This is a genomic window from Rhodococcus sp. MT28 (assembly GCF_058792695.1).
In genome coordinates, this window is the sequence record NZ_JBXAFD010000001.1 from 988,350 (window position 1) to 1,011,090 (window position 22,741).

The 22,741-nt window shown below is 62.8% G+C and carries 23 protein-coding genes; 7 read left to right on the forward strand and 16 right to left on the reverse strand.

Translation table 11 applies throughout. The annotated features are described in order from the left end of the window. The first annotated feature begins 14 nt into the window (after positions 1-14). Entirely contained in the window at positions 15-1,709 is a 1,695-nt protein-coding gene (gene ilvD, locus AC1Q6C_RS04740; RefSeq protein ID WP_003940201.1) for a dihydroxy-acid dehydratase, read from the forward strand. A 13-nt stretch (positions 1,710-1,722) separates the two neighbouring features. On the opposite strand, the gene AC1Q6C_RS04745 is transcribed toward ilvD, so the two are convergent. Both AC1Q6C_RS04745 and AC1Q6C_RS04750 read right to left on the reverse strand, forming a co-directional pair. Further along, complete coding sequence (locus AC1Q6C_RS04745; protein ID WP_007732621.1) at positions 1,723-2,379, reverse strand: S1 family peptidase; 657 nt, start codon at positions 2,377-2,379, stop codon at positions 1,723-1,725. Between the two features lie 74 nt (positions 2,380-2,453). After that, complete coding sequence (locus AC1Q6C_RS04750; RefSeq protein WP_003940205.1) at positions 2,454-3,173, reverse strand: DUF6319 family protein; 720 nt, start codon at positions 3,171-3,173, stop codon at positions 2,454-2,456. Positions 3,174-3,334: 161 nt separating this feature from the next. Here AC1Q6C_RS04750 and AC1Q6C_RS04755 point away from each other — a divergent pair, with 161 nt between their 5' ends. Next, positions 3,335-4,480, forward strand: coding sequence for an adenylate/guanylate cyclase domain-containing protein (locus tag AC1Q6C_RS04755; RefSeq protein ID WP_082931257.1), 1,146 nt, complete (start codon positions 3,335-3,337; stop codon positions 4,478-4,480). Positions 4,481-4,484: 4 nt separating this feature from the next. On the opposite strand, the gene AC1Q6C_RS04760 is transcribed toward AC1Q6C_RS04755, so the two are convergent. After that, positions 4,485-5,135, reverse strand: a complete 651-nt coding sequence (locus AC1Q6C_RS04760; RefSeq protein WP_030537009.1) for a TetR/AcrR family transcriptional regulator — start codon at positions 5,133-5,135, stop codon at positions 4,485-4,487. 56 nt (positions 5,136-5,191) lie between these two features. Between AC1Q6C_RS04760 and AC1Q6C_RS04765 the strand changes: the two genes are divergently transcribed. Continuing rightward, a complete protein-coding gene (locus AC1Q6C_RS04765) occupies positions 5,192-6,736 on the forward strand; it encodes an MFS transporter (RefSeq protein ID WP_050656830.1) in 1,545 nt (514 codons plus the stop codon). Here the strand turns inward: AC1Q6C_RS04765 and AC1Q6C_RS04770 are convergent. Then, positions 6,724-7,236, reverse strand: a complete 513-nt coding sequence (locus tag AC1Q6C_RS04770; protein ID WP_003939810.1) for an Lrp/AsnC family transcriptional regulator — start codon at positions 7,234-7,236, stop codon at positions 6,724-6,726. The genes AC1Q6C_RS04765 and AC1Q6C_RS04770 overlap by 13 nt on opposite strands. Positions 7,237-7,431: 195 nt before the next feature. Here AC1Q6C_RS04770 and hppD point away from each other — a divergent pair, with 195 nt between their 5' ends. Beyond that, on the forward strand, positions 7,432-8,637 hold the full coding sequence (gene hppD / locus AC1Q6C_RS04775) for a 4-hydroxyphenylpyruvate dioxygenase (RefSeq protein ID WP_064443733.1): 1,206 nt from the start codon (positions 7,432-7,434) through the stop codon (positions 8,635-8,637). Positions 8,638-8,643: 6 nt separating this feature from the next. Here the strand turns inward: hppD and AC1Q6C_RS04780 are convergent, their stop codons facing one another. The 5 genes from AC1Q6C_RS04780 to AC1Q6C_RS04800 form a co-directional block, all read right to left on the reverse strand. Next, entirely contained in the window at positions 8,644-9,294 is a 651-nt protein-coding gene (locus tag AC1Q6C_RS04780; protein ID WP_020909123.1) for an NUDIX hydrolase, read from the reverse strand. Beyond that, a complete protein-coding gene (locus tag AC1Q6C_RS04785; protein WP_412770917.1) occupies positions 9,291-10,580 on the reverse strand; it encodes an adenylosuccinate synthetase in 1,290 nt (429 codons plus the stop codon). Before AC1Q6C_RS04785 ends, AC1Q6C_RS04780 begins: the two co-directional genes overlap by 4 nt. 9 nt (positions 10,581-10,589) lie before the next feature. Further along, positions 10,590-11,576 (reverse strand): hypothetical protein, encoded by a 987-nt coding sequence (locus tag AC1Q6C_RS04790; protein ID WP_161120058.1) that lies wholly within the window; start codon positions 11,574-11,576, stop codon positions 10,590-10,592. Positions 11,577-11,581: 5 nt separating this feature from the next. Then, positions 11,582-12,613 (reverse strand): hypothetical protein, encoded by a 1,032-nt coding sequence (locus AC1Q6C_RS04795; RefSeq protein ID WP_209447964.1) that lies wholly within the window; start codon positions 12,611-12,613, stop codon positions 11,582-11,584. An 84-nt stretch (positions 12,614-12,697) separates the two neighbouring features. Then, complete coding sequence (locus AC1Q6C_RS04800) at positions 12,698-13,597, reverse strand: LysR family transcriptional regulator (RefSeq protein WP_230359071.1); 900 nt, start codon at positions 13,595-13,597, stop codon at positions 12,698-12,700. 188 nt (positions 13,598-13,785) lie between these two features. Between AC1Q6C_RS04800 and AC1Q6C_RS04805 the strand changes: the two genes are divergently transcribed. Together AC1Q6C_RS04805 and AC1Q6C_RS04810 are read left to right on the forward strand one after the other, a co-directional pair. Continuing rightward, positions 13,786-14,424 carry a hypothetical protein gene (locus AC1Q6C_RS04805; RefSeq protein ID WP_007732640.1) on the forward strand — a complete coding sequence of 213 codons (639 nt, stop codon included), beginning with the start codon at positions 13,786-13,788 and terminating at the stop codon, positions 14,422-14,424. Continuing rightward, the gene (locus AC1Q6C_RS04810) at positions 14,421-15,197 is read left to right on the forward strand and encodes an SDR family NAD(P)-dependent oxidoreductase (RefSeq protein WP_007732641.1); all 777 of its coding nucleotides are present in this window, start codon (positions 14,421-14,423) and stop codon (positions 15,195-15,197) included. The genes AC1Q6C_RS04805 and AC1Q6C_RS04810 overlap by 4 nt, the downstream gene beginning before the upstream one ends. 15 nt (positions 15,198-15,212) lie before the next feature. Here AC1Q6C_RS04810 and AC1Q6C_RS04815 read toward each other — a convergent pair whose 3' ends face one another. Beyond that, a complete protein-coding gene (locus AC1Q6C_RS04815; protein WP_007732643.1) occupies positions 15,213-15,974 on the reverse strand; it encodes an SDR family NAD(P)-dependent oxidoreductase in 762 nt (253 codons plus the stop codon). 199 nt (positions 15,975-16,173) lie between these two features. On the opposite strand from AC1Q6C_RS04815, the gene AC1Q6C_RS04820 reads away from it, so the two are divergent. Continuing rightward, complete coding sequence (locus tag AC1Q6C_RS04820) at positions 16,174-16,950, forward strand: SDR family oxidoreductase (protein ID WP_003940546.1); 777 nt, start codon at positions 16,174-16,176, stop codon at positions 16,948-16,950. A 110-nt stretch (positions 16,951-17,060) separates the two neighbouring features. Here AC1Q6C_RS04820 and AC1Q6C_RS04825 read toward each other — a convergent pair whose 3' ends face one another. From AC1Q6C_RS04825 to AC1Q6C_RS04850, 6 genes are read right to left on the reverse strand one after another with little or no spacing between them, the layout of a single operon-like run. Continuing rightward, the gene (locus AC1Q6C_RS04825) at positions 17,061-17,882 is read right to left on the reverse strand and encodes a MaoC/PaaZ C-terminal domain-containing protein (protein ID WP_007732645.1); all 822 of its coding nucleotides are present in this window, start codon (positions 17,880-17,882) and stop codon (positions 17,061-17,063) included. Between the two features lie 14 nt (positions 17,883-17,896). Next, a complete protein-coding gene (locus tag AC1Q6C_RS04830) occupies positions 17,897-19,075 on the reverse strand; it encodes a lipid-transfer protein (RefSeq protein ID WP_003940050.1) in 1,179 nt (392 codons plus the stop codon). Then, on the reverse strand, positions 19,075-19,503 hold the full coding sequence (locus AC1Q6C_RS04835) for a MaoC family dehydratase (protein WP_003940399.1): 429 nt from the start codon (positions 19,501-19,503) through the stop codon (positions 19,075-19,077). The genes AC1Q6C_RS04830 and AC1Q6C_RS04835 overlap by 1 nt, the downstream gene beginning before the upstream one ends. Further along, complete coding sequence (locus tag AC1Q6C_RS04840) at positions 19,500-20,615, reverse strand: acyl-CoA dehydrogenase family protein (protein WP_030537002.1); 1,116 nt, start codon at positions 20,613-20,615, stop codon at positions 19,500-19,502. Before AC1Q6C_RS04840 ends, AC1Q6C_RS04835 begins: the two co-directional genes overlap by 4 nt. Further along, positions 20,615-21,562, reverse strand: coding sequence for a bifunctional MaoC family dehydratase N-terminal/OB-fold nucleic acid binding domain-containing protein (locus AC1Q6C_RS04845; protein ID WP_070161968.1), 948 nt, complete (start codon positions 21,560-21,562; stop codon positions 20,615-20,617). The genes AC1Q6C_RS04840 and AC1Q6C_RS04845 overlap by 1 nt, the downstream gene beginning before the upstream one ends. Then, positions 21,559-22,725 carry an acyl-CoA dehydrogenase family protein gene (locus tag AC1Q6C_RS04850; protein WP_003940442.1) on the reverse strand — a complete coding sequence of 389 codons (1,167 nt, stop codon included), beginning with the start codon at positions 22,723-22,725 and terminating at the stop codon, positions 21,559-21,561. Before AC1Q6C_RS04850 ends, AC1Q6C_RS04845 begins: the two co-directional genes overlap by 4 nt. Positions 22,726-22,741 lie beyond the last annotated feature (16 nt).

Below are 22,741 nucleotides of genomic sequence, written 5' to 3' on the forward strand. Positions count from 1 at the left end.
CCTATGCTTGGAAAATGACCGAACCCGACATCAAGCCCAGAAGTCGTGACGTCACCGACGGACTCGAAAAGACCGCAGCGCGCGGCATGTTGCGTGCAGTAGGAATGGGCGACGACGACTGGGTCAAGTCGCAGATCGGCGTCGCCTCGTCCTGGAACGAAATCACGCCATGCAACCTGTCCCTCGATCGCCTGGCCAAGGCCGTCAAGGAGGGCGTACGGGAAGCCGGCGGGTTCCCTCTCGAATTCGGCACTATCTCCGTCTCCGACGGCATTTCGATGGGGCACGAGGGCATGCACTTCTCCCTCGTCTCCCGTGAAGTGATCGCGGACAGCGTCGAGACCGTCATGCAGGCCGAGCGTCTCGACGGATCGGTCCTTCTCGCCGGCTGCGACAAGTCGTTGCCCGGCATGATGATGGCGGCGGCCCGCCTCGACCTCGCCAGCGTGTTCCTCTACGCCGGCTCCACCCTCCCCGGCGTCGCCAAACTTTCCGACGGCAGTGAGCGGGAAGTCACCGTCATCGACGCGTTCGAGGCGGTTGGCGCCTGCTCGCGTGGGCTGATGAGCCGCGCCGACGTCGACACCATCGAACGGGCGATCTGCCCGGGCGAAGGCGCGTGCGGCGGCATGTACACGGCAAACACGATGGCCAGCGCCGCCGAGGCCATGGGAATGTCGCTGCCCGGCAGCGCTTCACCGCCCGCACCGGATCGTCGCCGCGACGGCTTCGCCCGCGAGAGCGGCAAAGCCGTTGTCGAACTCCTGCGTCGAGGTATCACCGCGAGGGACATCCTCACCAAGGAAGCGTTCGAGAACGCCATTGCAGTAGTCATGGCATTCGGCGGATCCACCAATGCGGTGCTCCATCTCCTCGCGATCGCGCACGAAGCGTACGTCCCGCTGACGCTCGACGACTTCGCTCGCGTCGGCGCGAAGGTCCCGCACCTCGCCGACGTCAAGCCTTTCGGAAAGCACGTCATGACGGACGTCGACCGTATCGGCGGCGTCCCCGTGATCATGAAGGCATTGCTCGACGCGGGACTCATGCACGGAGATTGCCTGACCGTCACCGGTAAGACCGTGGCGGAGAATCTCGCGCACATCACCCCGCCCGATCCGGACGGCAAGGTCCTGCGGGCGATGAACAAGCCCATTCACCCCACCGGAGGCATCACGATCTTGAAGGGGTCACTCGCGCCCGGCGGCGCGGTGGTCAAGTCGGCAGGATTCGAGTCTGATGTATTCGTCGGCACTGCACGGGTTTTCGAACGCGAGCGCGCCGCGATGGATGCTCTCGAGGACGGCACCATCACCGGCGGTGACGTTGTCGTCATCCGCTACGAAGGCCCGAAGGGTGGTCCCGGCATGCGCGAGATGCTGGCCATCACGGGCGCGATCAAGGGCGCGGGTCTCGGCAAGGACGTCCTGCTGCTGACGGACGGACGATTCTCGGGCGGCACCACCGGCCTGTGTGTCGGACACGTTGCGCCCGAGGCCGTCGACGGCGGTCCCATCGCGTTCGTTCGCGACGGCGATCAGATCCGGCTCGACGTGGGTACCGGACAACTCGAATTGTTGGTCGACGACTCCGAATTGGAAGCCCGCAAGAAGGGCTGGGAGCCGTTGCCGCCTCGCTACACACGTGGTGTGTTGGCCAAGTACTCCAAGCTCGTGGGATCAGCCTCGGGTGGAGCAGTGTGCGGCTGATCCCAGCCCGCCGCTAGATCGGCCGGTACCCGGCGCCGACACCTCCGTGGGCATTGATCGTGTCCACGATGGAGGTCATGTTGGTGCCGAGTTCCGGCCCCAGGCACGGCACCCAGAGGTAGGCGTTGACCATCGCGACCAGCGTCGTCCCGACCGTGACCGGGGCTCCCGAATCACCGTGGTCGACGCAGATCTGAGTCCAGGTGGATGCGTCGGCGCTCAGGTCTCCCCAGACGACGCCGCAGGTCGTGCCCGTCGTACGGCCTTCCTTGCAGGCTGTGGCCGGGAAGCTGGCTGGAGCGCCGATCGAGGTGATGGTTGCCGCGCCCACCGTTCGAACTGGTGTGACCTTGCCCGGATCGAACTGGATGACCCCGTAGTCCAGGTCCGGGTTCGACTCGACGAACGTGCCGACCACGCCTGCGTCCTCGTTGCTTTCCGGGATCACGAACGATCCAGGACCACCGCAGTGACCTGCGGTGATACCTACGAGTCTGCCGCCGTTGTCGTGACCGATAGTGGTCAACGTACAGACCAGCTGATTGTCGATGATGATGCCCGAACCACCACCCATGGGCGTGGGTGCAGCAACAGCGTTGCTGCTGACGATGAACCCGAGTCCGAGTGCCAAGACCAACGCTGCCAGAGCCGAAACAATTCGCTGCAACATCACAATCTCTCCGCCGGTAATCTCCCCGCTGCAAAAAACGCATACCCCGGAAAGTGCGGACCTACGCAGCGTTTCTAGTCGGTAGCTCCGAGCGCTTCGAGCATCTTGCGTGCCTCCTCGAGCTGACGACTCAACTCGTCGACTCGCGCTGCAGCCATGTCCCGTGCAGCGACGATGATGGACTCGACAGCCTCGATTGCGGTGGGCTCACCCAACTCGCGGACAGCTCGCTCGACCGCATCGGGTGCGACCGGAACTGCTTTGCCCGGACGCTTCGCGCCCTGTGTGACCGTCACGCTCCAGTCGTTGTCCGCGCCCGCATGGATCGTGACGCTGATGCCGGCCGGCAGTTTCTTCGCACGCTTGACGGCCGGACGAGGTGTCGCGGCAGGGGCAGCAGTGGTAGTCGGTACCGGAGCGGGTGCAGGCTGCGCACGCGGCTTCGGTCGAACAGGCTCTACGAGTGGCTCCATCAGGGGCTCGGACTCCACAACTGGTTTGGGCCGTGGCGCCGGTTTGGCCGGTGCCGCGGAGACGCGGTTTATGCGCAATTCCTCTGCCTCGAAAGGCAATTCGTCGTTGACGCCTTTGGGGCGGATCATCACGGTGTTGCCGTCCACCGACACGACTTTCGCCGAGGTACCGGCTTCGATCCCCAGGCTGGGAGTCGCCTCGCGCAGATAGACGGTGGCGCGCTTGCCTTCGGCGACAGCCGTGGCGAGCGCTGCCAGATTGTCCGCAGTGAGGTGATCCGGCGTTGATGCGGCAGCGCCGGAACGTCTACGGGGTGGCATGCGCAGGTCCTTTCAGAAGTATCTCGTGCATTTCGGTATCGACAGTGCTTTTCTCGGGGCAACTCTTGCACAAGCCACCGACGTGTTGACTCTCACCGCCCGCCTGAGCCCGAGGATCCGTAGACGGTTCGGCCAATTCAGTACTGTTCTCGGGGCACCGCGTGGAAGATGGTGGACAGAAATTCGTTGCGGCAAGAAGGAGCACGGTGAGCAGTTCGGAGTCAGAGTGGATCGACGAGGTCACCGAACCCGCCCCTGCTGAATCTCACGCTGCTGAACCTCACACTGCTGATCCGGTCGACGTCGATGCTCATCTGCTCAGCCGGATTCAAGCCGACATCGAGGAGTCCCTCCTCGGCGGACCGCGCTGCTTCACGCAATCGCAGATCGCGGAATTCGCCGGTGTGACACGCGAGCGTGCCGATCGTTTGTGGGTCGCGATGGGCTTTGCCGTCGACGAGGATCCCGACGCCGTCATGTTCACCCAGCAAGACGCCAACGCCCTCAAGACGATCATCGACATGGTCAATCGAGGAGTCATCTCGCAGAGCAGTGAGGTGGCTGCCGCCCGTTCACTGGGGCAGTCGATGTCGAGGTTGGCTGAGTGGCAGGTCTCGCTGATCAGCACACACATCATCGACCAGCTCGCCGACTCGGCAGATCACGAGCCCGAAGCGATCCGGAAGATCGTTCTGCGCCTCGGCGCCGAGATCATTCCCGCTGTCGAATCTCTGCAGACGTACGTCTGGAAGCGCCACGTCGCGTCGTCGACGGGCCGCAACGTCGGAAACCCGGGCGAAGAAGTAGCGAGTCGTGTTCTGGTCGTGGGTTTCGCCGACATCGTCGGGTACACCTCGCTGACCCGCGGCCTCGACTCCGCCGAACTCAACGATCTGCTCGAGCGGTTCGAGTCCGCGTCCACCGAAATCATCGGTCGCAACTACGGCTGGGTGGTCAAGACCGTCGGTGACGAGGTCATGTTCGCCGCTGAAAGTCCCCACCATGCCGCCGAGATCGCTTTGCAGATCCAGCAGGCGGTCCTCGCCGATCACGACGATCCGCAGCTTCGGGTGGGTCTGGCCATGGGGCCGACGTTGGTTCGCTTCGGAGATCTCTACGGTTCGGTGGTCAACAAGGCCGCGCGTCTCACCAGCTCTGCTCGTCCCGGCACCGTGCTGATCGACTCCGAGTTGGCCACCCAACTCGGCTCGGACGCCAATTTCAAACTGCGGCACCTACGTCCGCGACGAGTGCGCGGCATCGACAGGCTCGAGCAGTACGTGCTACGCCGCAATCTGGAGCCGTGAGCTCTCAGCTCGACACTCCGCGTGCAGCCAGAAAGTCGTCCACGATCTGCTCACACGCAGCCTCCCCGAGAGGCGTCAGCGTGGCCAGCTTGGTGAGCACCAAAGGTCCGACCAACTGAGCAAGTGCGACGTCGTAGTCGTACTCCCCCAACGCGTCGATCGCGTCCGGCGAGCGCAGGATCCGATCGAACGCGTGTCGGTACTGCTCGAAAACCGTCTGGCGCAGCGATCGCAATTCGGGCTTGTCCGTGGACAGGGCATCGACGCTCGAATAGCCCTTCAGTTCCGGCCCCAAGCCGAGCCAGCACATCGCCGTCACCTGGATCGGTGCGCTTTCGATGGCCTTGGCCTGACTGGTCAACAACTCGAGCAACTGCGCGCGGAGATCGCCTTCACCGGACATCTCCGGCACCGGCGGCAGTAGACGTGCAAATGCCGCGGCGAGTAACTCCGTGCCGCTGTCGAAATGGCGGTACAGCGTCGCACGCGCGACGTTGGCCAACTTGGTGACGGCATCGATCGTCACGGCGTCGACGCCGCCTTCTGCCAGCAGCGTGGTCGCTGCGTCGAGCAACCTGGACCTGGAACGCTGTTTGCGCGGGTCCTCGTCGTTTCCCTGCTGTTCGATTCCCTGCTTGTCGATTCCCACCGTCACAACTTCAGTTATACCCACTTGGGGGTTGTGGAACTGCTGTTCTTGTAACGATACTGATGGTCTTGTTTCTATCGGGAGGTTTCGTGAGTAGCGATACGACGCTCGAACAGTCCACGTGGACCATCCGACAGATCTGGATGCTGACGGTCGCGTGCTGCGCCGTCGCGCTGGTCGTCGCAGCGATGGCCGCTCTCAACACGGCCCTTCCCGACTTGGCCCGCGATACCGGCGCAACACAGAGCCAGCTCACGTGGATCGTGGACGGGTACACGCTCACGCTGGCTTGTCTCTTGTTGCCGGCGGGCGCACTCGGCGATCGATACGGTCGACGAGAACTGCTCATGTTCGGACTACTCGTTTTTGCTGCTGGCTCGTCGATTCCGGTCTTCGCGGACGAACCGTCGTGGATCATCGTCTCCCGCGTGATCTCCGGCGTCGGCGCCGCATTTGTCATGCCGGCGACGCTGTCTCTACTCACTGCAGGTTTCCCGCCGGCGCAGCGTGCCCGCGCCGTCGGAGTCTGGTCTGGCGTCGCAGGGTCCGGTGCAATCGCCGGACTTGTCGTCTCCGGGTTGCTCCTCGAAAAATGGTCGTGGCATTCGATATTCGTCAGCCTGGCCGTCGTCTCAGTTCTCATCCTCGTGGTGTCGTTCACGATCGTGACGTCGAAGGACACGGAGGCAACTCCACTCGATCTACCTGGTACAGCGCTGATCGCCGGCTCGATCGGGCTGTTCGTCCTCGGGATGATCGAGGCGCCGGCCCGTGGTTGGCTCGATCCGGTAGTTCTCGCGTTGCTGGTCGGCGGAATTGCCATGGCCGCGGTATTCAGCTGGGTCGAATTACGTACTCGCCATCCACTTCTGGACGTGAGACTGTTCGCCAATCGCGCATTCGGCAGCGGCGCAGCGTCACTGACCCTGCAATTCCTGGCGACTTTCGGCTTGTTCTTCCTGATCGTGCAGTATCTCCAACTGGTGCTCGACTACTCCCCCCTGCAATCGGCGCTCGCCCTGATGCCGATCGCTGTGCCGGTGATGGCGCTGTCCGTGGTTGCTCCCCTACTGATTCCGCGTATCGGCCTTCGCGCTCTCACCGCCACCGGGGTTGCCTTCCTCGGAACCGGAATTGCGCTCTTGACGCGCTTGGATGCCAGTTCGACCTATGCCGAAGTCTGTGTTCCCTTGGTAGTGGCCGCCATTGGATTGGGTTTGTCGACAACCCCCGCCACTGCTGCCATCGTCTCCAACGCACCGGACTCCAAACAGGGGGTTGCCTCAGCAGTCAACGACGCAACCCGTGAGATCGGCTCCGCCATCGGCGTTGCACTGGCGGGAAGTATCCTCGCCGCCGGCTACGGAAATCACGTCCAGCCCGCGGTCGACTTGCTACCCGAACCGGCCAAGGAGCCGGTATCCGGTTCTCTGGCCGCCGCTCTCCACGTCGCCGAAGCAGCCGGGCCGCAGGGTGCCCAGTTGGCCGAATTCGCCCGTGAAGCCTTCATCAAAGGCATGGATCAAGGAGCACTCACGCTCGCTTCGATCATGTGGGTATCCGCGATCGTTCTGGGATTCTGGGCTCCGGGTCGTCAGCGAGACTGACCGCCTCGTCGGTACGCCGGGGCCTTGGTCGTCTGCTCCGACTGCAGAGTCTGCAGGAGGGGCATCGACCGGAGTGGCACCACAACCGAGAGAACCATGACGCTGGTCGACCGGGTGGCTATCCCCGACCGATTCAGTTCGAGCAGCGTCGCTTGCAAATCCTCGTGCGACGCAGCGGCAATCCGGCACAGCACGTCGCCGGAGCCGGTGGTGGCAAAGGCTTCGAGCACACCGGGGATTGCCTCGAGTTCCGCTGTGACGGTGTCGAGCGCCCCCTGGGCGATCTGCAAAGTCACGAATGCCTGTACTCCGAAACCCGCTGCAGCTAAATTGATGTGCGGCGCGTATCCGGCGATGACGCCCGCATCTTCCATCCTTTTCAATCTCGCCTGCACTGTCGCCCGCGCAACCTTGACCTGACGCGAAAGCTCCAACGCACCGGCTCTCGGGTGCTTGTTCATCGCGTCCAACAGAGCCAGATCCACTGCGTCGAGATTCACGTCTGCTCCACTCGTCGTTCAACTATGCAAATTGCCTACAAAACAGTGCCACCATCTTCGCATTCCGGCGCTGTGTCTACTTTCAACTACCTCCGTTGACTACCCAACCTCTGAAGGACTTATCTGTTTGTACTGGCAGTGCCGAACATAACTCGAGCACCGCGCTGTGTACATCGCACTCAGAGGGGACTCATCATGACCGTCGAACAGACTCTCACCGACGACGAACAGTTGGCCGGCCTGGATCTGGAGCAATTGCGCCAGTTGGTCGGCTTGGTCGAGTACGACAGCGATCACGATCCCTTCCCCGTGAGCGGTTGGGACGGCCTCGAATGGATCGTCGGAAATGCCACGCAGACTTCACATTTCTTCCAGTCTGCGTTCGGCATGGAATTGGTGGCCTATTCAGGCCCGTCGACGGGAAACCGCGACCACCACGCGTTTGTACTCAAAAGCGGGGCCGTGCGGTTTGTCGTCAAGGGCGCTGTGGATCCGGCAAGTCCGCTGATCGAACATCACAGCCGTCACGGCGACGGTATCCGCGACATCGCGCTCAGCGTCCCTGACGTGGACAAGTGCATCGCACACGCCATCACCCAAGGCGCGACGGTGTTGAGCGAACCGCACGACGTCACCGACGAGCACGGCACCGTTCGCCTGGCCAGCATCGCGACGTACGGCGAGACTCGGCACACCCTCGTCGACCGTTCCCGCTACACCGGCCCTTACCTTCCCGGATACGTCGAACGGACGTCGTCGTACCGCAAGCGTGACGGCGCGCCCAAGCGAATCTTCCAGGCCCTCGACCACGTCGTCGGCAATGTCGAACTCGGCAAGATGGACCAGTGGGTCGACTTCTACAACCGGGTCATGGGATTCACCAACATGGCCGAGTTCGTGGGCGGCGACATAGCCACCGACTACTCCGCGCTGATGAGCAAGGTCGTCTCGAGCGGCAATCACCGAGTCAAGTTCCCACTCAACGAACCTGCCATCGCGAAGAAGCGGTCACAGATCGACGAGTACCTCGAGTTCTATCGAGGTCCCGGCGCTCAGCATCTCGCGCTTGCGACCAACGACATCCTCGGAGCAGTCGATGCTCTGGTCGACGAAGGAATCGAGTTTCTCTCTACTCCGGCTTCGTATTACGAGGATCCCGAATTGCGCGCGCGTATCGGAGAGGTTCGAGTTCCGATCGAGGAATTGCAGAAGCGAGGCATCCTCGTCGACCGCGACGAGGACGGCTATCTTCTTCAGATCTTCACCAAGCCGATCGGAGATCGTCCCACCGTGTTCTTCGAGATCATCGAACGCCACGGCTCACTGGGATTCGGACTGGGAAACTTCAAAGCCCTGTTCGAAGCGATCGAGCGTGAGCAGGCCGCGCGGGGCAACTTCTGAGGTAGGTCAGCTGTTTTCGGTCCACGCCCAGACCACCGCGGGTCGCCCGGTGGCACTGACCCGGACTCGTTCGTCCGTACGTTCCAGCCCTGGCAACGCTTTGAGCGTCCGGTTCAAGTTGCCCGGGTCCGGACGCACACCGGAAAGCTCCTCCGCCACGGCCAGCGCGTACGACGCCGGAAACGACGGACCCAGTAATGCCCGCGTGAATGCCTGATCTCGCCACAACAGGGTGTCAGCAAGGATCGGGCGGGTATCGGCGACTATCCGATTGTGGTCGAACGCAAGGTCCCCCGGGTTGTCCCAGCTCACCCATTCGGCCGAACCCGGCACCTCGTCCGACGAGATCACTGCCCACATGGTCACCGAGAGCGTCGGACCGCGGGGGTCGCGATTGGGTTCGTCGAACACGGTCAATTGACCGCTGACGAGGATCTTCTCGTCGGGAATTCCGAGCTTGGTGGTCACGGCTCGCCTGGCGGCGTCCTGCAACCGCTCACCGGCGCCCAGCAGTACACCGGGCAGCGCCAACTGCCCGGTGTACGGCTCCGCTTGCCGCGGAGTGACGGCAAATCGCAACATCCCGGGTTCCGGATTGCCGAACCGGAGCGCGATGACATCGATCGAGACAAGTGACTGGTCCACACCGTCCATCATGCAGGCACTGGGCATCGCATCTGACGATCGACCCGGTCGGCACCGTTCGCGGTCAGCACTACCGGCGCACCCATTTCCTCGCTCAGATACCGGGCGAAATCCTCCGGGTCGGCCGGAAGTTCCTTCGGCACGACCCCTACGGCTTTCAGGGAATCTGTCAGCGCCTGCTGGTGATCGAGATCCTTCCACTCTCCGACGGGAACGAACGGCAATCCTTCGTACGCGTGCACCCCGTGGATCGGGACGCCTGCAGCCCGCGCGCGATCCATCGCGTCGAGATGAGTAAGCGCCAAACCGTCGACGCCACCGCTCACCTCGATTGCGTAGTGCAACAACAACTCGTCGAGGTGGCCCGTCCGGAATCCGCCTTGATACTCACCCGTCCCGTTGTGCAGCTCGGGCAACACCTTCGCCAGCTCCGGATCCTCCGTCGGGAAGGGCCCAGCTCCGTGTCGTGTCATGTACGTGCGGGTGACGCCGAGTACGTAACTGTCCCGGCCCAACTCGTCGATCATCGCTCGCGCGTTGGACGGTTCGACCGTCGACCACGTGGTGTGTGGGTGAAACCCCCGCCACTCGTCGAGAAGGACACCTTGTGCCCCCTCGAATACCAGACGACCACGGGCACCCAACGCGCCCAGCGCATCCGGGTCGGCGATGTCCACGACGGCACCGAATTCCGCGTACATGTCGACCATGTCGTCGATCGGCGGAAAACCGTGGCGACTCTCCGCGATCAACGGTCCGTAGAATGTGGCCAACGCCGACAACTTACGACGCAAGGAATCAGGTCGCCGGCAGTCTCCCACCGTAGGCGCATCCGCAACTTCGAGCGCATACGCCGCGGTCTCACCGATCCCCTTGCCACACGAGCCGTGTCGGTTACCGCCGCGAACATCCTCACGGGCCCTGTTGGCGGCCACGTGAATCGGCGTCGTCAACAATGCGCGCGCGTCGATCCGTATCAAATCGAACGGATTTCGAACTCCGAGCGCTTCCAGAGCACGCGCCTCCCGGGCGAGCGCGATGGGCTCGACCAACACGAATCTCGAGAGAAACGTCGGGACGCCGGACAGCGTTCCCGAACCGAACTGCGAAAACGTGTGGTGGCGCTCGCCGACCGTCACGTTGTGCGCTGCCTGTGCCCCACCGTTGAACCGGACCACTGCGGCCACACCCAAATCGGCTTGGTCGGAGCAAAGCCAATCGACGGTTGCTCCCTTCCCCGCATCTCCGAACCCGAGGTCTACGACGACGATATCGCGGTCTTCGAACGGCTCCATCATGCTCTCCTTCTATGCGAAATCGACATCGTCCGTATCGGTTCCGAGATCGTGGGGCAACCCGGCCACCGTCGCGGTGCTGCGCCCTGGAATTACAGCGAGAGCCTTGCCGACGGTCTCGGCTTCAGCTCTTGAACCGATGTCGCGGAGATCCGCCAGTCCGTCACGCAGGTCGATGCGGTCCTCGCCGATTCCGACCGTCAGCGCGATCAGTTCGCACACCGCAGCGGGGTCGTCGAGTTTGACGAAGCGTTCACCGAGCAACTTCTTCCAGTGATCCGCGATTTCCGGATCGTTGAAGTACGACGACTGATCTGGCAGAACGAAGTAGACATTCCATCTTTCTTCGAGTTCACGGTAGATCGACGAGACCGATACGTCCTGACGTACCTTGTCCCCGATCACCGAACGGATGTGACGAGCCGAGAGCCGCGGCTTGTTCAGCTCGTCGCCGATGATGAAGAGGTAGCCTTTCCTTCCGCGCTTCTCCCAGGCATCCGTACTGGTGTGGCGCGCCATGAAATATGCTGCCAATTCATAGCTTTCCGACTTCTGTCCACCACCGTTGCCCTCGAGGAAGATGGTCCGAAGCTGCTCGTCCATCGCGTTACCCGACTCGAACTGGCCGACTTGTAGTGGCACCTGATCGGAATCGGCGTCGCCGATACCACCGAACAGAATCTGCGGATCATCCGCGTATCCCTTGCGTTGCAGCAGCCCGTGCAGCTTTCCGAGCTTGTCCTGCATGATTCGAGGAACAGCGCCCATCGAGCCGGTGACATCGAAAAGCACTGCTATCGGGAGAGAATCGGGGTGCCCGGCCGAGTCTCGGCATTCACGCTTGTCGACGCCGAAGGGGTCGAGGGTCGGGTCCGCTTTCCAACTGCTTCGCGGACGCGACCGAAGCGAATCGGTGTAACCGAAATCGTCGACACCGCGTGCGGCACGAAAAGTCTTGCCCGCCAAATAGGTGTTGTCGTCCCAGTATCCGTAGCCCATGACAATCACTGTCCTTTCGTGGATGGAACGGCGAACGGACGAAATGTCCGCTGGCCATAGAGAAGATCGAGGAGTTCGTCGAACTCACCCAGTAGGTCGACCGCGTCGGGACGCAATCTCGGGTTGTCCTGCATGCAGCCGTCGGCAAACACCTTCATCCGTTCGTGGGTCTGCTCGCCCAGCATTCGGAGCATCAAATGATGAGCCATGTAGACGTCCCAGGCCGGAGACGCTCCTTCGCCGAGTTCCGGTGGGTACGAATCACGATCGGAACCGATCGTCGCCACCGGGCGGCTGCCCGTACGGGTGGCAAAGGACCAGCCGACCAGCACCACCCCGTGCCGATCAGGCTCGATCAGCACGTTCTCCGCGGTAATCGCCGTGTGCACCCAACCAGTCGCATGCGCTGCTGCCAGAGCCCGAAGTAGCCGTCGGTGCATCCACGCCCAGTCCCGTGGATCGAGGCCACCTGGATACGCCTCACGGACGTCGGCGAGACTCACAAAACCTTCGGTCAGATCGTCCAACACATCGATCTGACGTCTCGTGCCGCTGCCCACATGGGTGATTTGATCGATCAATCGCGGGAAGTACGAGACTGCCCAACCGGCTTCGCACGAATTCTCGATGTCCGTCAACACATTCCGTTCGGCCTCGATCATCGAGTTCGCCCGAGGGTCTCGCGGAATCTTCAGTACGACACCGGCATCGGACCGGTACAGGTTAGCGACCGAGCCGCGCGCTACCAGTCCACCCAACGTGTACTCGCCCCGCTCGCCGACATAAACGGGCCGAGAATCTGCCGGCTCGAACTCCGCTGTCCAACTGCGGTATAGCTCGTTCAACCGAGATGTCGCGGCCGAGTATCGCACCCGATCTTCGGGCTTCGCCCGGTCCGGATGAATGGCGGAGGCGAGCCGATGAAAACGACGCTTTGCAGCGCGACGGGTGTCGAGATCGCTGGAGTCTCCCCCGAACACATCGGCCGAAACTCGTGCTGCCTCGACGATTTCAAGTGCCGTGCTGATCGTTTTCATAGTTTTAGTCTATCTGACTAAAACGAAGACGGCAAGAATGCGTATTTCATCCGAGTACATGCGCATCACATCAGGACACGGCAATCACCTGGCGGTACCGAGGGCTGAAACAGCTTTGCGTAGCTCGATCACTGCCAGACTGCTGTCGCCCTCGCGGGTACACAGATCGATCGAACACTGCTCGATGTCGGAAATGCGCACGAAACTGATATCCGAGCGGGTGTAGTACTCGGCAATGGTTGCTGCCGTTATCACCACCGCCCGACCGTTGGCGACAACCTCGAGCGCTTCGTCCATCGTGCGGACAGAGGGACCGTACCGGACGGGTACACCACTCGGGCGCGGGTCCACCGACCACCATTTCACCCATTCGGGTGGCGCACCGTCACTCGAAACCTGCACAGTCCCATCTATTTCAGAAATCTCGATACTCGTACGGCCCGCCAGTCGGTGTCCTCGAGGCAGGGCCACCACCCGCGGTTCGACGCCGATCCGTTCGAGCACCACACCGTCGAGCACCGGCAGTGGAGGGCGCACGAAGGCGGCATCGACGGTCGCGCTCGCCACCGCGGAAACCTGTTGGGACCAGTCCAATTGGACCAGCTCCACCTCCGCATGCAACGAATCGATCACCGCACGTCCCAAACTTCCGGCCGCCCCGTTGATGAATCCGATCCGCAACCGCCTGGCCCGCCGACGCTCGAGTGCGTCGAGCCCGTTCATCGCGCGAACGGCGAACTCGAGAGCGGGCCGCGCATCCGCGACGAACACCTCACCCGCGGCGGTGAGCACCGCCGGGTGCGAACTGCGATCAACCAACTCGACACCCACCTGTTCCTCGAGTCGACGAATCTGCTGACTGAGAGCAGGCGCCGTGACGAACAACCGGTCTGCCGCTCGGCCGAAGTGCCCTTCCGCCACGACGACGAGCAACGAGGACACCAACCGCAGATTCAGATCTTCACCTCTTCTCGCCTTTTTCATTACCGTCCATTCGGTTGTCTTAGGCCGCTGTTCGCCAGCAAAGTGATGACCATCACGGTATCTGAACAGCGGAGTTAAGCAAACCGGCAATTGTCGAACGAAGTTCTACATGTACAGCGAATGCCACGTCAGGTCACAGTTGTCGCAGATCCGGACAGCCCGCCGAATCCGCGAAACCAGGAGATGTGATGAGCAAGTACGAGCACGAATTCGTCCACATGATGGATGGCGTCGAAAAGCAATTGGAAACCATCGACAATCCGCGGCACCAGAAGATCCTCCGAAACTACCGGCGCCACGCATTGCTCGAGGTCTCCGGTCGTTACAAGGAAATCCTCTCGCCCGACATGACCGTCGAAGAACCCGTCTACCGGTTGTTCGAAGACGGGCAGTCGATTGTCCTCGACGGCATGGACGCCGTCACCAACTTCTACCAGTCACTCGCCGAGACGGACACCCTTGTCATGTGGACCGGACAGTCCGACTTCGCGGTCTCCGACAGCGGATTCTCGGGTGAGACTCTCTTCAGTCAATTCGTCCCAGGATCGATTCTGGGAGACGGGGTGTTCGGCGCGGTGCACGAATCGGGTGGATCCACCCCCGCAGCCCCCGAACAGTCGTCGGACATCGACCCCGACGGTTGGTATCTCGTGCGTCGGACCTTGGCATTTGTCTGGCCGTACGACGAGCAGGGGCGACTCATCGGTGAGCATGTCTACGAAGATTCTGCTTCGAAAGTCGTGACCAAGGTGGACCCGAGCGAAGTCATCACGGCGGCGCGCGCAGCCGAACTGCTTGCCCCACTGCTCGAAACGCACCTGCCGTGAGCGCGCCCGTAGCCATTGTCACCGGCGCAGCTGCCGGGTTGGGCGCCGCTATTGCCGAGCGCCTTGCGGAGGACTTCGGCACCCTGCTTCTCCTCGACATCGAAGAGGCCGCACTCGCCGACACCGCAGCACGCCTGGAAAGCCTTGGCGTAGCAGTCCACACGGCACGATGCGATGTTCGACGTGAAGGTGACGTCAAGAACGCCTTCGACGTGGCTGCATCGGCCGGAAGCCCGACTGCACTCGTCAACGGCGCCGGAATCGGCGTCTTCACTCCGTTCCTCGAGATCACCGAAGACCAGTGGGACAACACCTTTGCGGTGAACACCAAGGGCAGCTTCCTGATGTGCCGCGAATTCGTGAGCAGAACCGAGGGTCCGGCAGCGATCGTCAACATCGCGTCGATCGGTGCCCGCTTGGGCGGTGACATGCTCGCGCACTACGGACCGTCGAAGGCCGCCGTGATCGAGATGAGTCACAGCGTCGCCCGGATCGGTGCGACTCGAGGACTTCGCTCGAATACGGTCATGCCCGGCCTGATCCTCACCGACATGTGGCTTCGAACCATCAAGGAACTGCGTCGACGCGATCCCTCGCTCACAGATGTTTCCGATGCTGACGTCTTCGATTCTTTTGTCGCACAGATGGTTCCGATGGGTCGAGCTCAGACGCCCGGAGACATCGCCGAGATGGTCGCCTTCTTGCTCAGTGACAAGGCTCGCAACGTCACCGGCCAGACGATTGCCGTCGACGGCGGCGCCGTGATGACCTGATCGGGTCGATGGCGGTCAGCCCCAGCGCGACTGGCCGCCGTCGAGCGGGATCGTGGCACCCGTGAGGTACCCGGCGTCTTCGCTGACGAGGAAGACGACGGCACGACCGATGTCGGTCTCGGGGTCTCCGACGCGTCCCAGCGGAATACCTGCGACAAATGCCGCTGCCTCTTCGGGATTCTTGTCCATCCACCACTGCAACGCGGGAGTCTTGGCGTGCGGGGCAACATTGAGAACGCGAATGTTGTCCTTGCCCCATTCACAGGCCGCAGCGCGGGTCAACGAGCGCATGCCTTCTTTGATGGAACCGTAAGCGCCGTAGTTACTGGCATCCCAGCGCACCGCCGCCGAGGTGACCATGTTGATGATGACGCCACCGCCACGACTGTTCATGTGGGGGTACGACGCCTGCATCATGCGCAGGGTGGCGAGCGGCCCCGTCGCGAAGGAACGCTCGAAGTCTTCGTCGAGCACGCTCAAGAGTGGGCCGGGCTTGCAGTCGTTGGCGTTGTTGACCAGGATGTCGATTCCGCCGAACAGTTCGACGGTACGGTCCACGGCGTCGGTGATGTCGTCCTTCTTGCTGACGTCGCAGACCACCGCCTCACCGCGCGCACCGATGTCAGCCAGTAGTCCACACGTGGTGTGCAACTTGGATTCGGTGCGGCCGGCAACGGCGATCACGGCGCCCTCTTTGGCCAAGGCCAGGGCAATCCCCTGCCCGATTCCCTGACCCGCACCGGTGATGAGTGCGACTTTGCCTTCGAGCTTGCCCATGTGACTACTCCAATGTCCGTCGACGCAGAGGTCCCTTTTGCGGGAGGGACCGGTCGATTCTGGTGACTGCCGCTGTTTGTCGTCTACACTCGACCTACAAAACAACCAAGCACTTGCTTGACCCTAAGGTGTGCGACCACGTCGCGTCAATCACATTGGGCGGCAATTCAGCTCGGCACCGCACCAGGAAGGCTCCACCGTGACACTGCCCAACCCCGTCGATTTCAGCGGACGCTCGGTGATCGTCACCGGCGGCACCAAAGGCATCGGCTACGTCATCGCCGAAACCTTCCTCGCCGCGGGTGCGAACGTGCTGGTCTGTGGCCGTAACGAGCCCGAAAACCTACCCACCGCCGACGGCCGTAGCGCAGCCTTTCGCGCCACTGACGTCCGCGATCCCGCCGACGCCGCAGCCCTCGTCCAGGATGCCGTCGAGCGCTTCGGCCGTCTGGACGTCCTGGTCAACAACGCCGGCGGCTCCCCCGATGCCGATGCTGCGACGGTGTCACCCCGCTTCGTCGAGAAGATCGTGGCCCTGAACCTGTTGGCACCCTTCAACGTTGCCCAGGCCGCAAATGCAGTGATGCAGACTCAGGACGACGGCGGTGCCATCATCAACATCGGCAGTGTCTCGGCGATCGACCCGCAGCCCGGAACCGCGGCGTACAGCGCAGCCAAGGCAGGCCTCCTCGTTCTGACCAAGGCATTGGCCCTCGAATGGGCGCCGAAGGTCCGGATCAACCACATCACCACCGGCCTGATCCGTACCGAGGCTGCCGCCGAGGTCTACGGCGCCGACGGCGGCGCTGCGGTCACCAGGACCATTCCGATGGAGCGCATGGCCGTGCCGGCCGATATCGCCAACTCCTGCCTGTTCCTGGCGAGCCCGCTCTCCTCGTACGTGAACGGCGCCGACATCGCCGTTCACGGCGGCGGTGAGTACCCGGCTCGCTACATGGCGACCCACCAGGATTGAAACAAATACGAAGCAGCCCCTGAGCGGATTCGCTCGGGGGCTGCTTCTTCGTGTGAACAACTGCGGGGCGCGACGAGGGGTCAAGCACCCCGCAGTTGAGTCTGGAGGGACTAGCGAGCGGAGAAGCTCACTCGTGCACCGGAAATCGCTACCTGATCACCCTTGGTGACCTGGAAGGCCAGGTCGTCGGGAGTTCCCCACGCAACGATGGACGGCGCTTCACCCGGATGGATTGCCGCAGCGAATCGACCCTCGAGGCTCACGAGGTCCGCCGGATGCACGCCGGCGACCCGGGCAAGCTCGAGCGTGCTCGCGGCCAACGTGCACAGGCCGTGCATGATCGGACGCGGCTGGTTGATCCGCGCCGCAGCCTGGGGATCGATGTGGATGTGGTGCTTGTCGCCCAGGAGCCGGTACATCGCCGTCTGGTTCTCCGCTGTGGTCAACACACCGGTCAACGAAGGCTCGCCGGTCGGCTCCGCCGGACGTGAGGGTCCACGTTCTCCGCCGAATCCACCGGCACCGGGGGCAAAAAGTGACCAGGTCGCGACGAAGTATTCGCACTCCACCTTCACTTCGAACACGGCCGCTGCGCCCTTGTCCCACACCTCGCCGACCGAAGCCTTCAAGGTCACGTCACCGCTACGCGGAAGCGGAGCAAGCACTTTCAGCTCTTGCGAGCCGTGCAGTGCCGTCGAGGTGTCGAAGGCGCCCGCCGAACCCAGAGCGTCGGGAGCCCACTGCGCCAGCGTCAGAGCAAAGGTCGGCAGTACCCGAAGCTGATCCTCGAAGACGAGGTCCAGCTCGGTCGCCTTGGCGCCCACGGCAAGTGCGTACAGGATCGCGTCGCGCTCGGTGTACGACACGGTGCGGGTCCCGAGATCGGCTCCACGCCAATCGCCGGCGGTCTTCGCAGCTTCCGAAGTTGTCACTGTCTTTTCCTCTCTCAAACAGCGCCGAGAACGAGACCGCTGGTGGGTACTGCTGTTCCGGCTGTGACCAATACGTTTTCGACGCCCTCGGGCTGGTTGGTCGACGTGCCTCGCACCAGTCGCACACCTTCGGCAATTCCGTTGACACCGTGCAGGTACGCCTCGCCGACCTGACCACCGTGAGTGTTGGACGGCAGGCGTCCACCGATCTCGAGGTTGCCTTCGCGGATGAAGTCCTTTGCTTCGCCTGGCTTGCAGAAGCCCAGTTCTTCGAGCTGGGGAAGCACCAACGGAGTGAAGTGGTCGTACAGGATCGCGGCGTTGATGTCGTCCGGTGTCAGGCCGCTCTGGCCGTACAGCTGACGAGCAACCAAGCCCATCTCCGGGATACCCGAGATGTCGGGCCGGTAGTAGCTGGTCATCATGTGCTGATCCTTGCTACTGCCCTGAGCGGCGCCCTTGATGACGACGGGCTTGTTGGCCAGATCCTTTGCGCGCTCGGCAGAGACGATGACCAATGCCTGGCCGCCGTCGGTTTCCTGGCAGCAGTCGAGCAGGTGCAGCGGCTCGGCGATCCAGCGCGAGTTCTGATGGTCCTCGAGCGTGATCGGACGCTCGTAGAACCAAGCAGCCGGGTTGTTGGCGGCATGCTTGCGCGCCACCACTGCAACTCGTCCGAAGTCCTCACTCGTCGCACCGTACTGGTGCATGTAGCGGCGGGCGAACATGGCGACCCACTGAGCGGGAGTCGACAATCCCTGCGGAGTCATCCACGCATATGCCGCGCGATCCGCGGTGCTGTCCATGGGGCGATCGTGCTGCCCTAGGCCGTAGCGCACACCGGAGCGCTCGTTGAAGGCGCGGTAACAAACCACGACGTCGGCAACACCCGTCGCAACTGCCATGGCCGCCTGCTGCACGGTGGCACACGCAGCGCCGCCACCGTAGTGAATGCGCGAGAAGAACTTGAGCTCACCGAGGCCGCAGTTGCGAGCCACGATCGCTTCGCCGTTCGTCTCCGACGTGTAGGTGGACAGACCGTCGACCTCGGACGGATCGATACCGGCGTCAGCGAGTGCCGCGACGATGGCCTCACACGCCAACTGCAGTTCGGTGCGGCCGGAGTTCTTGGAGAACTCGGTGGATCCGATGCCGACGATGGCGGCGGCTCCCGAGAGTGGGCTGATCGCCATCAGGGCCTCTCCTCTTCCTTGAAAGCGACTGCGACGGTGCCGGATGCATGGTTGCCGAGGCTGTTTGCACCCTGCACCTTGACCACGACCACTCCGTCTTCCTTGGACACGACCTCACCGGTCATCGTCATGGTGTCACCCGGGTAGTTGGGCGCCCCGAGACGAATGGCGATGCGGCGCAGGGTCGATGCAGATCCGGCCCAGTCCGTGACGTATCGACCGACAAGACCGTTGCTCGTGAGGATGTTCATGAAGACATCCTTCGAGCCACGCTCCTGCGCCAGGCTCGGATCGTGGTGCACGTCCTGAAAATCGCGAGTGGCGATTGCCGTGGCGACGATCAACGTGCGGGTCAGCGGGATCGCCAACTCGGGCAATGCCTCTCCGACAACGACGTCTGCGTAACTGCGACCGGCAAGTACGGTCATGCGAGCACCTCCACACCGGATGCGAGCTGCGCACCCAGACGCGCCAGATCGGAGCTGGAACCACCGAGGGTGGCAGCAATCTGCTTGCCCCACAACAGGTGACGGTGAACCGGGTAGTCGGTGTCGACGCCCATGCCGCCGTGAACATGCGTGGTGCGATGCACGACGCGCTGTCCGCCGTCGGTAGCCCACCACTTGGCGACCAGTACCGAGGTGCCGAGATCCAGTCCCTCGGAGATGCGCCAGGCGGCCTGCCACAGTGTCACGCGCATCGCTTCGAGATCGATGTAGCAGTCAGCGAGTTGATGATTGACGGCCTGGAAGGTCGCCAGCGGACGGCCGAACTGCTTGCGGCCGTTCAGGTACGTGACGGCCTGCGCGACTGCACCCGACCCGACGCCCCATTGGATTGCGGCCAATGCCAGCTGAACGCGGTCGATCAGCCACGGAACCGTGGTGCCGTCAGCCGCACCGATCAGCTGCGCGGGGGCACCGGCAAAGGTGACGTTGGCACAGATCTCCCAACTGGTGGACTGCGTCTGTTCGAGCGTCACTCCCTCGGCACTCAGGTCGACCAGCAGCAGTGCCGTACCAGTGGAAGCGGTTGCCGAAACGAGAGCAAGGTTCGCGACGTGAGTCATCGGCACTACTGCCTTCTCACCCGTCAGAGTCCAGTTGCCGTCGGCGTCCTGCTCAGCCGTGGTCAGTGGGTCGCCGCCCGTGTACGGACCGAACTCTTCGAGACCGACGGTCAGGAATCGACTGCCGTCGGCAACTCCCGGAAGGAGTTCGGCGCGAAGGGAATCAGAGCCGAATTCGTTGACAGCCAATGCTGCAAGGGTCGTTTCCCAGATCGGCACGGCCGCAACGTGACGTCCCTGCTGTTCGAGCAGTGCGTACAGCTCGGACAAGCCGAGGCCACCGCCGCCGAACTCCTCCGGCAGGGCGATACCGAGCAGGCCGGTGCTCGCGAGTTCGCGCCACAGTTCACGGTCGACGCGCTCGGCGGAGAGTTCGATCTCCTTGGTGCGCTCGATCGTTGCCTTGCTGGTGAAGACCTCGTCGGCCAGTGCGCGAATTGCTTCCTGCTCTTCGCTGAAATTGAAGTCCATCAGTGCTCCTCGCGTACGGCCGGCCGGAACGCGGGAAGCGTCAGATCCGGGTCGGCGTCGATCCAGTCAAGTTCCACGGGCATGTCGACCACGACATCTTCGGGCGCGATACCCACCATGTTGGCGATCAATCGGGTTCCCTCTTCGAGTTCGATTACCGCAACGATGAGCGGGTAGTCGAACGCGTCGATCTTGGGGTGGTGATTGACCACGAAGCTGTACACCGTGCCACGCCCCGACGCGTCGATCGTGTCCCACTCGAGTGACTGGCACTCGCCGCACATCGGGCCGGTGGGATGACGCAACGTCTTGCAGGACGTGCAGCGCTGGATCACCAGACGGTGCTCTTTGGCCGCTTCGAACCAGAAAGCGTTGTCCGCGTTGAGAGCCGGACGCGGACGCAGTGCACGAGGAGCTTCGGGCGCAGCAGATTCCTGAGGTTTGAACCGCAGCGTCCGCCACCGCTGGGTGCCGACAACCTGATCGTCACCGTTGCGGTAGGTCTTGAGCGTCGTGACGAAGTGTCCGACACCGAGGCCGGTCTTCTTCTCCGGCGAAATCGACTCGATGACCTCGGTGTAGTTAACGCGATCGCCTGGGCGCAGTTCGGCGAAGAACTCCTGATCGGAATCGGTGGCCACGACAGAGCTGTAGCCGGCTGCGTCGAGGGTGGCGATCAGATCGGTCCACACCTGCGACGGGTCGTTGCCCGCCATCTTGTCGGTAAAGGTCCGCATGATCCAGACCTGGAGCATCTGAGCGGGAGCGACGACGCCGTCGCGTCCGGTGGCGCGGGCGGCGTCGTCGTCGAGGTAGACGGGGTTGGTATCGCCCATGGTCTCGGCCCAATGCCGGATCATGGGGATGTTGACCTCGTCGGGTCCCCAGGTGGTGGGAACAAGCGTCTGGCCGACAAAAGCGTCGAGTTGCGCCGAAATGTCGCTCACTTGACCCTCTTTTCGCGAACGAGTCCCAAGCCGATGGTGCCGACCATGTCCCGCAGAACTTCGTTGACGCCGCCGCCGAAGGTGTTCACGACACCCTGACGCGAGATCTGCTCGATCTGACCGGCAAGCAGAGCGCCCGGAGACTCGGGGCGGATGCGACCGGCGGAGCCGAGAATTCCGAGCAGGGTGCGGTAGACGTCGACGTGAGTCTCGGTCCCGTACGTCTTGGTGGCACCGGCGTCGGCTCCGGAGAGCGTGTCCTGTGCGACGGCTGCCGTCATCTTCCAATTCAGCAGTCGCATGGCCTCGAGCTTGGCGTGTGTGCGAGCGAAGTCCTGTTGCACCCACGGGATGTCGATGGCGCCGTTTTCCTTGGCCCAGTCCAGGACCAGGTTCCACAGACCGTACGTGCGACCACCGATGGCCGCCAGGCCGATTCGCTCGTGGTTGAGCTGAGCCGTGATGAGCTGCCAGCCGCCGTTGACCTCGCCCACAACGTCCTTCGACGGAACTCGAATGCCGGAGTAGTACGTGGACGTCACCATCAAACCGCCGACGGTGTTGATCGGTGACCACTCGAAGCCTGCATCCTCGGTGGGGACGATCAGGATCGAGATTCCCTTGTGCTTGGGGGCATCCGCGTCGGTGCGGCAGGCCAGCCACACGTAGTCGGCAGTGTTGGCGCCACTGGTGAAGATCTTGTTGCCGTCGACGATCCACTCGTCACCGTCGAGAACCGCACGAGTCTTGAGTGACGCAAGGTCGGTGCCGGCCTCGGGCTCGGTGTACCCGATTGCGAAGACGATGTCGCCGGCCAGGATGCCGGGCAGGAAACGTTCCTTCTGTTCTTCGGTGCCGTACTTCATCAACGTCGGTCCGACGGTATTGACCGTCACGAAGGGAAACGGCAGACCTGCGCGCTGAACCTCGTCGAAGAACACGAACTGCTCTTCGATGGAGCGTCCCTGTCCACCGAATTCCTTGGGCCAGCCGATACCGAGCCAACCGTCCTTGCCCAGCAACTTCACGATCTCGCGGAAGTACTCGCCACCCACACCTTGCTCGCCGGCCGCGCGACGCTTCTCTTCCGGCAGCAGCGCCGCGAAGTACGCGCGCAACTCCTTGCGGAGCTCCTGCTGCTCGGGCGATTCCCTCAGATCCATCGCTGTTTCTCCTATG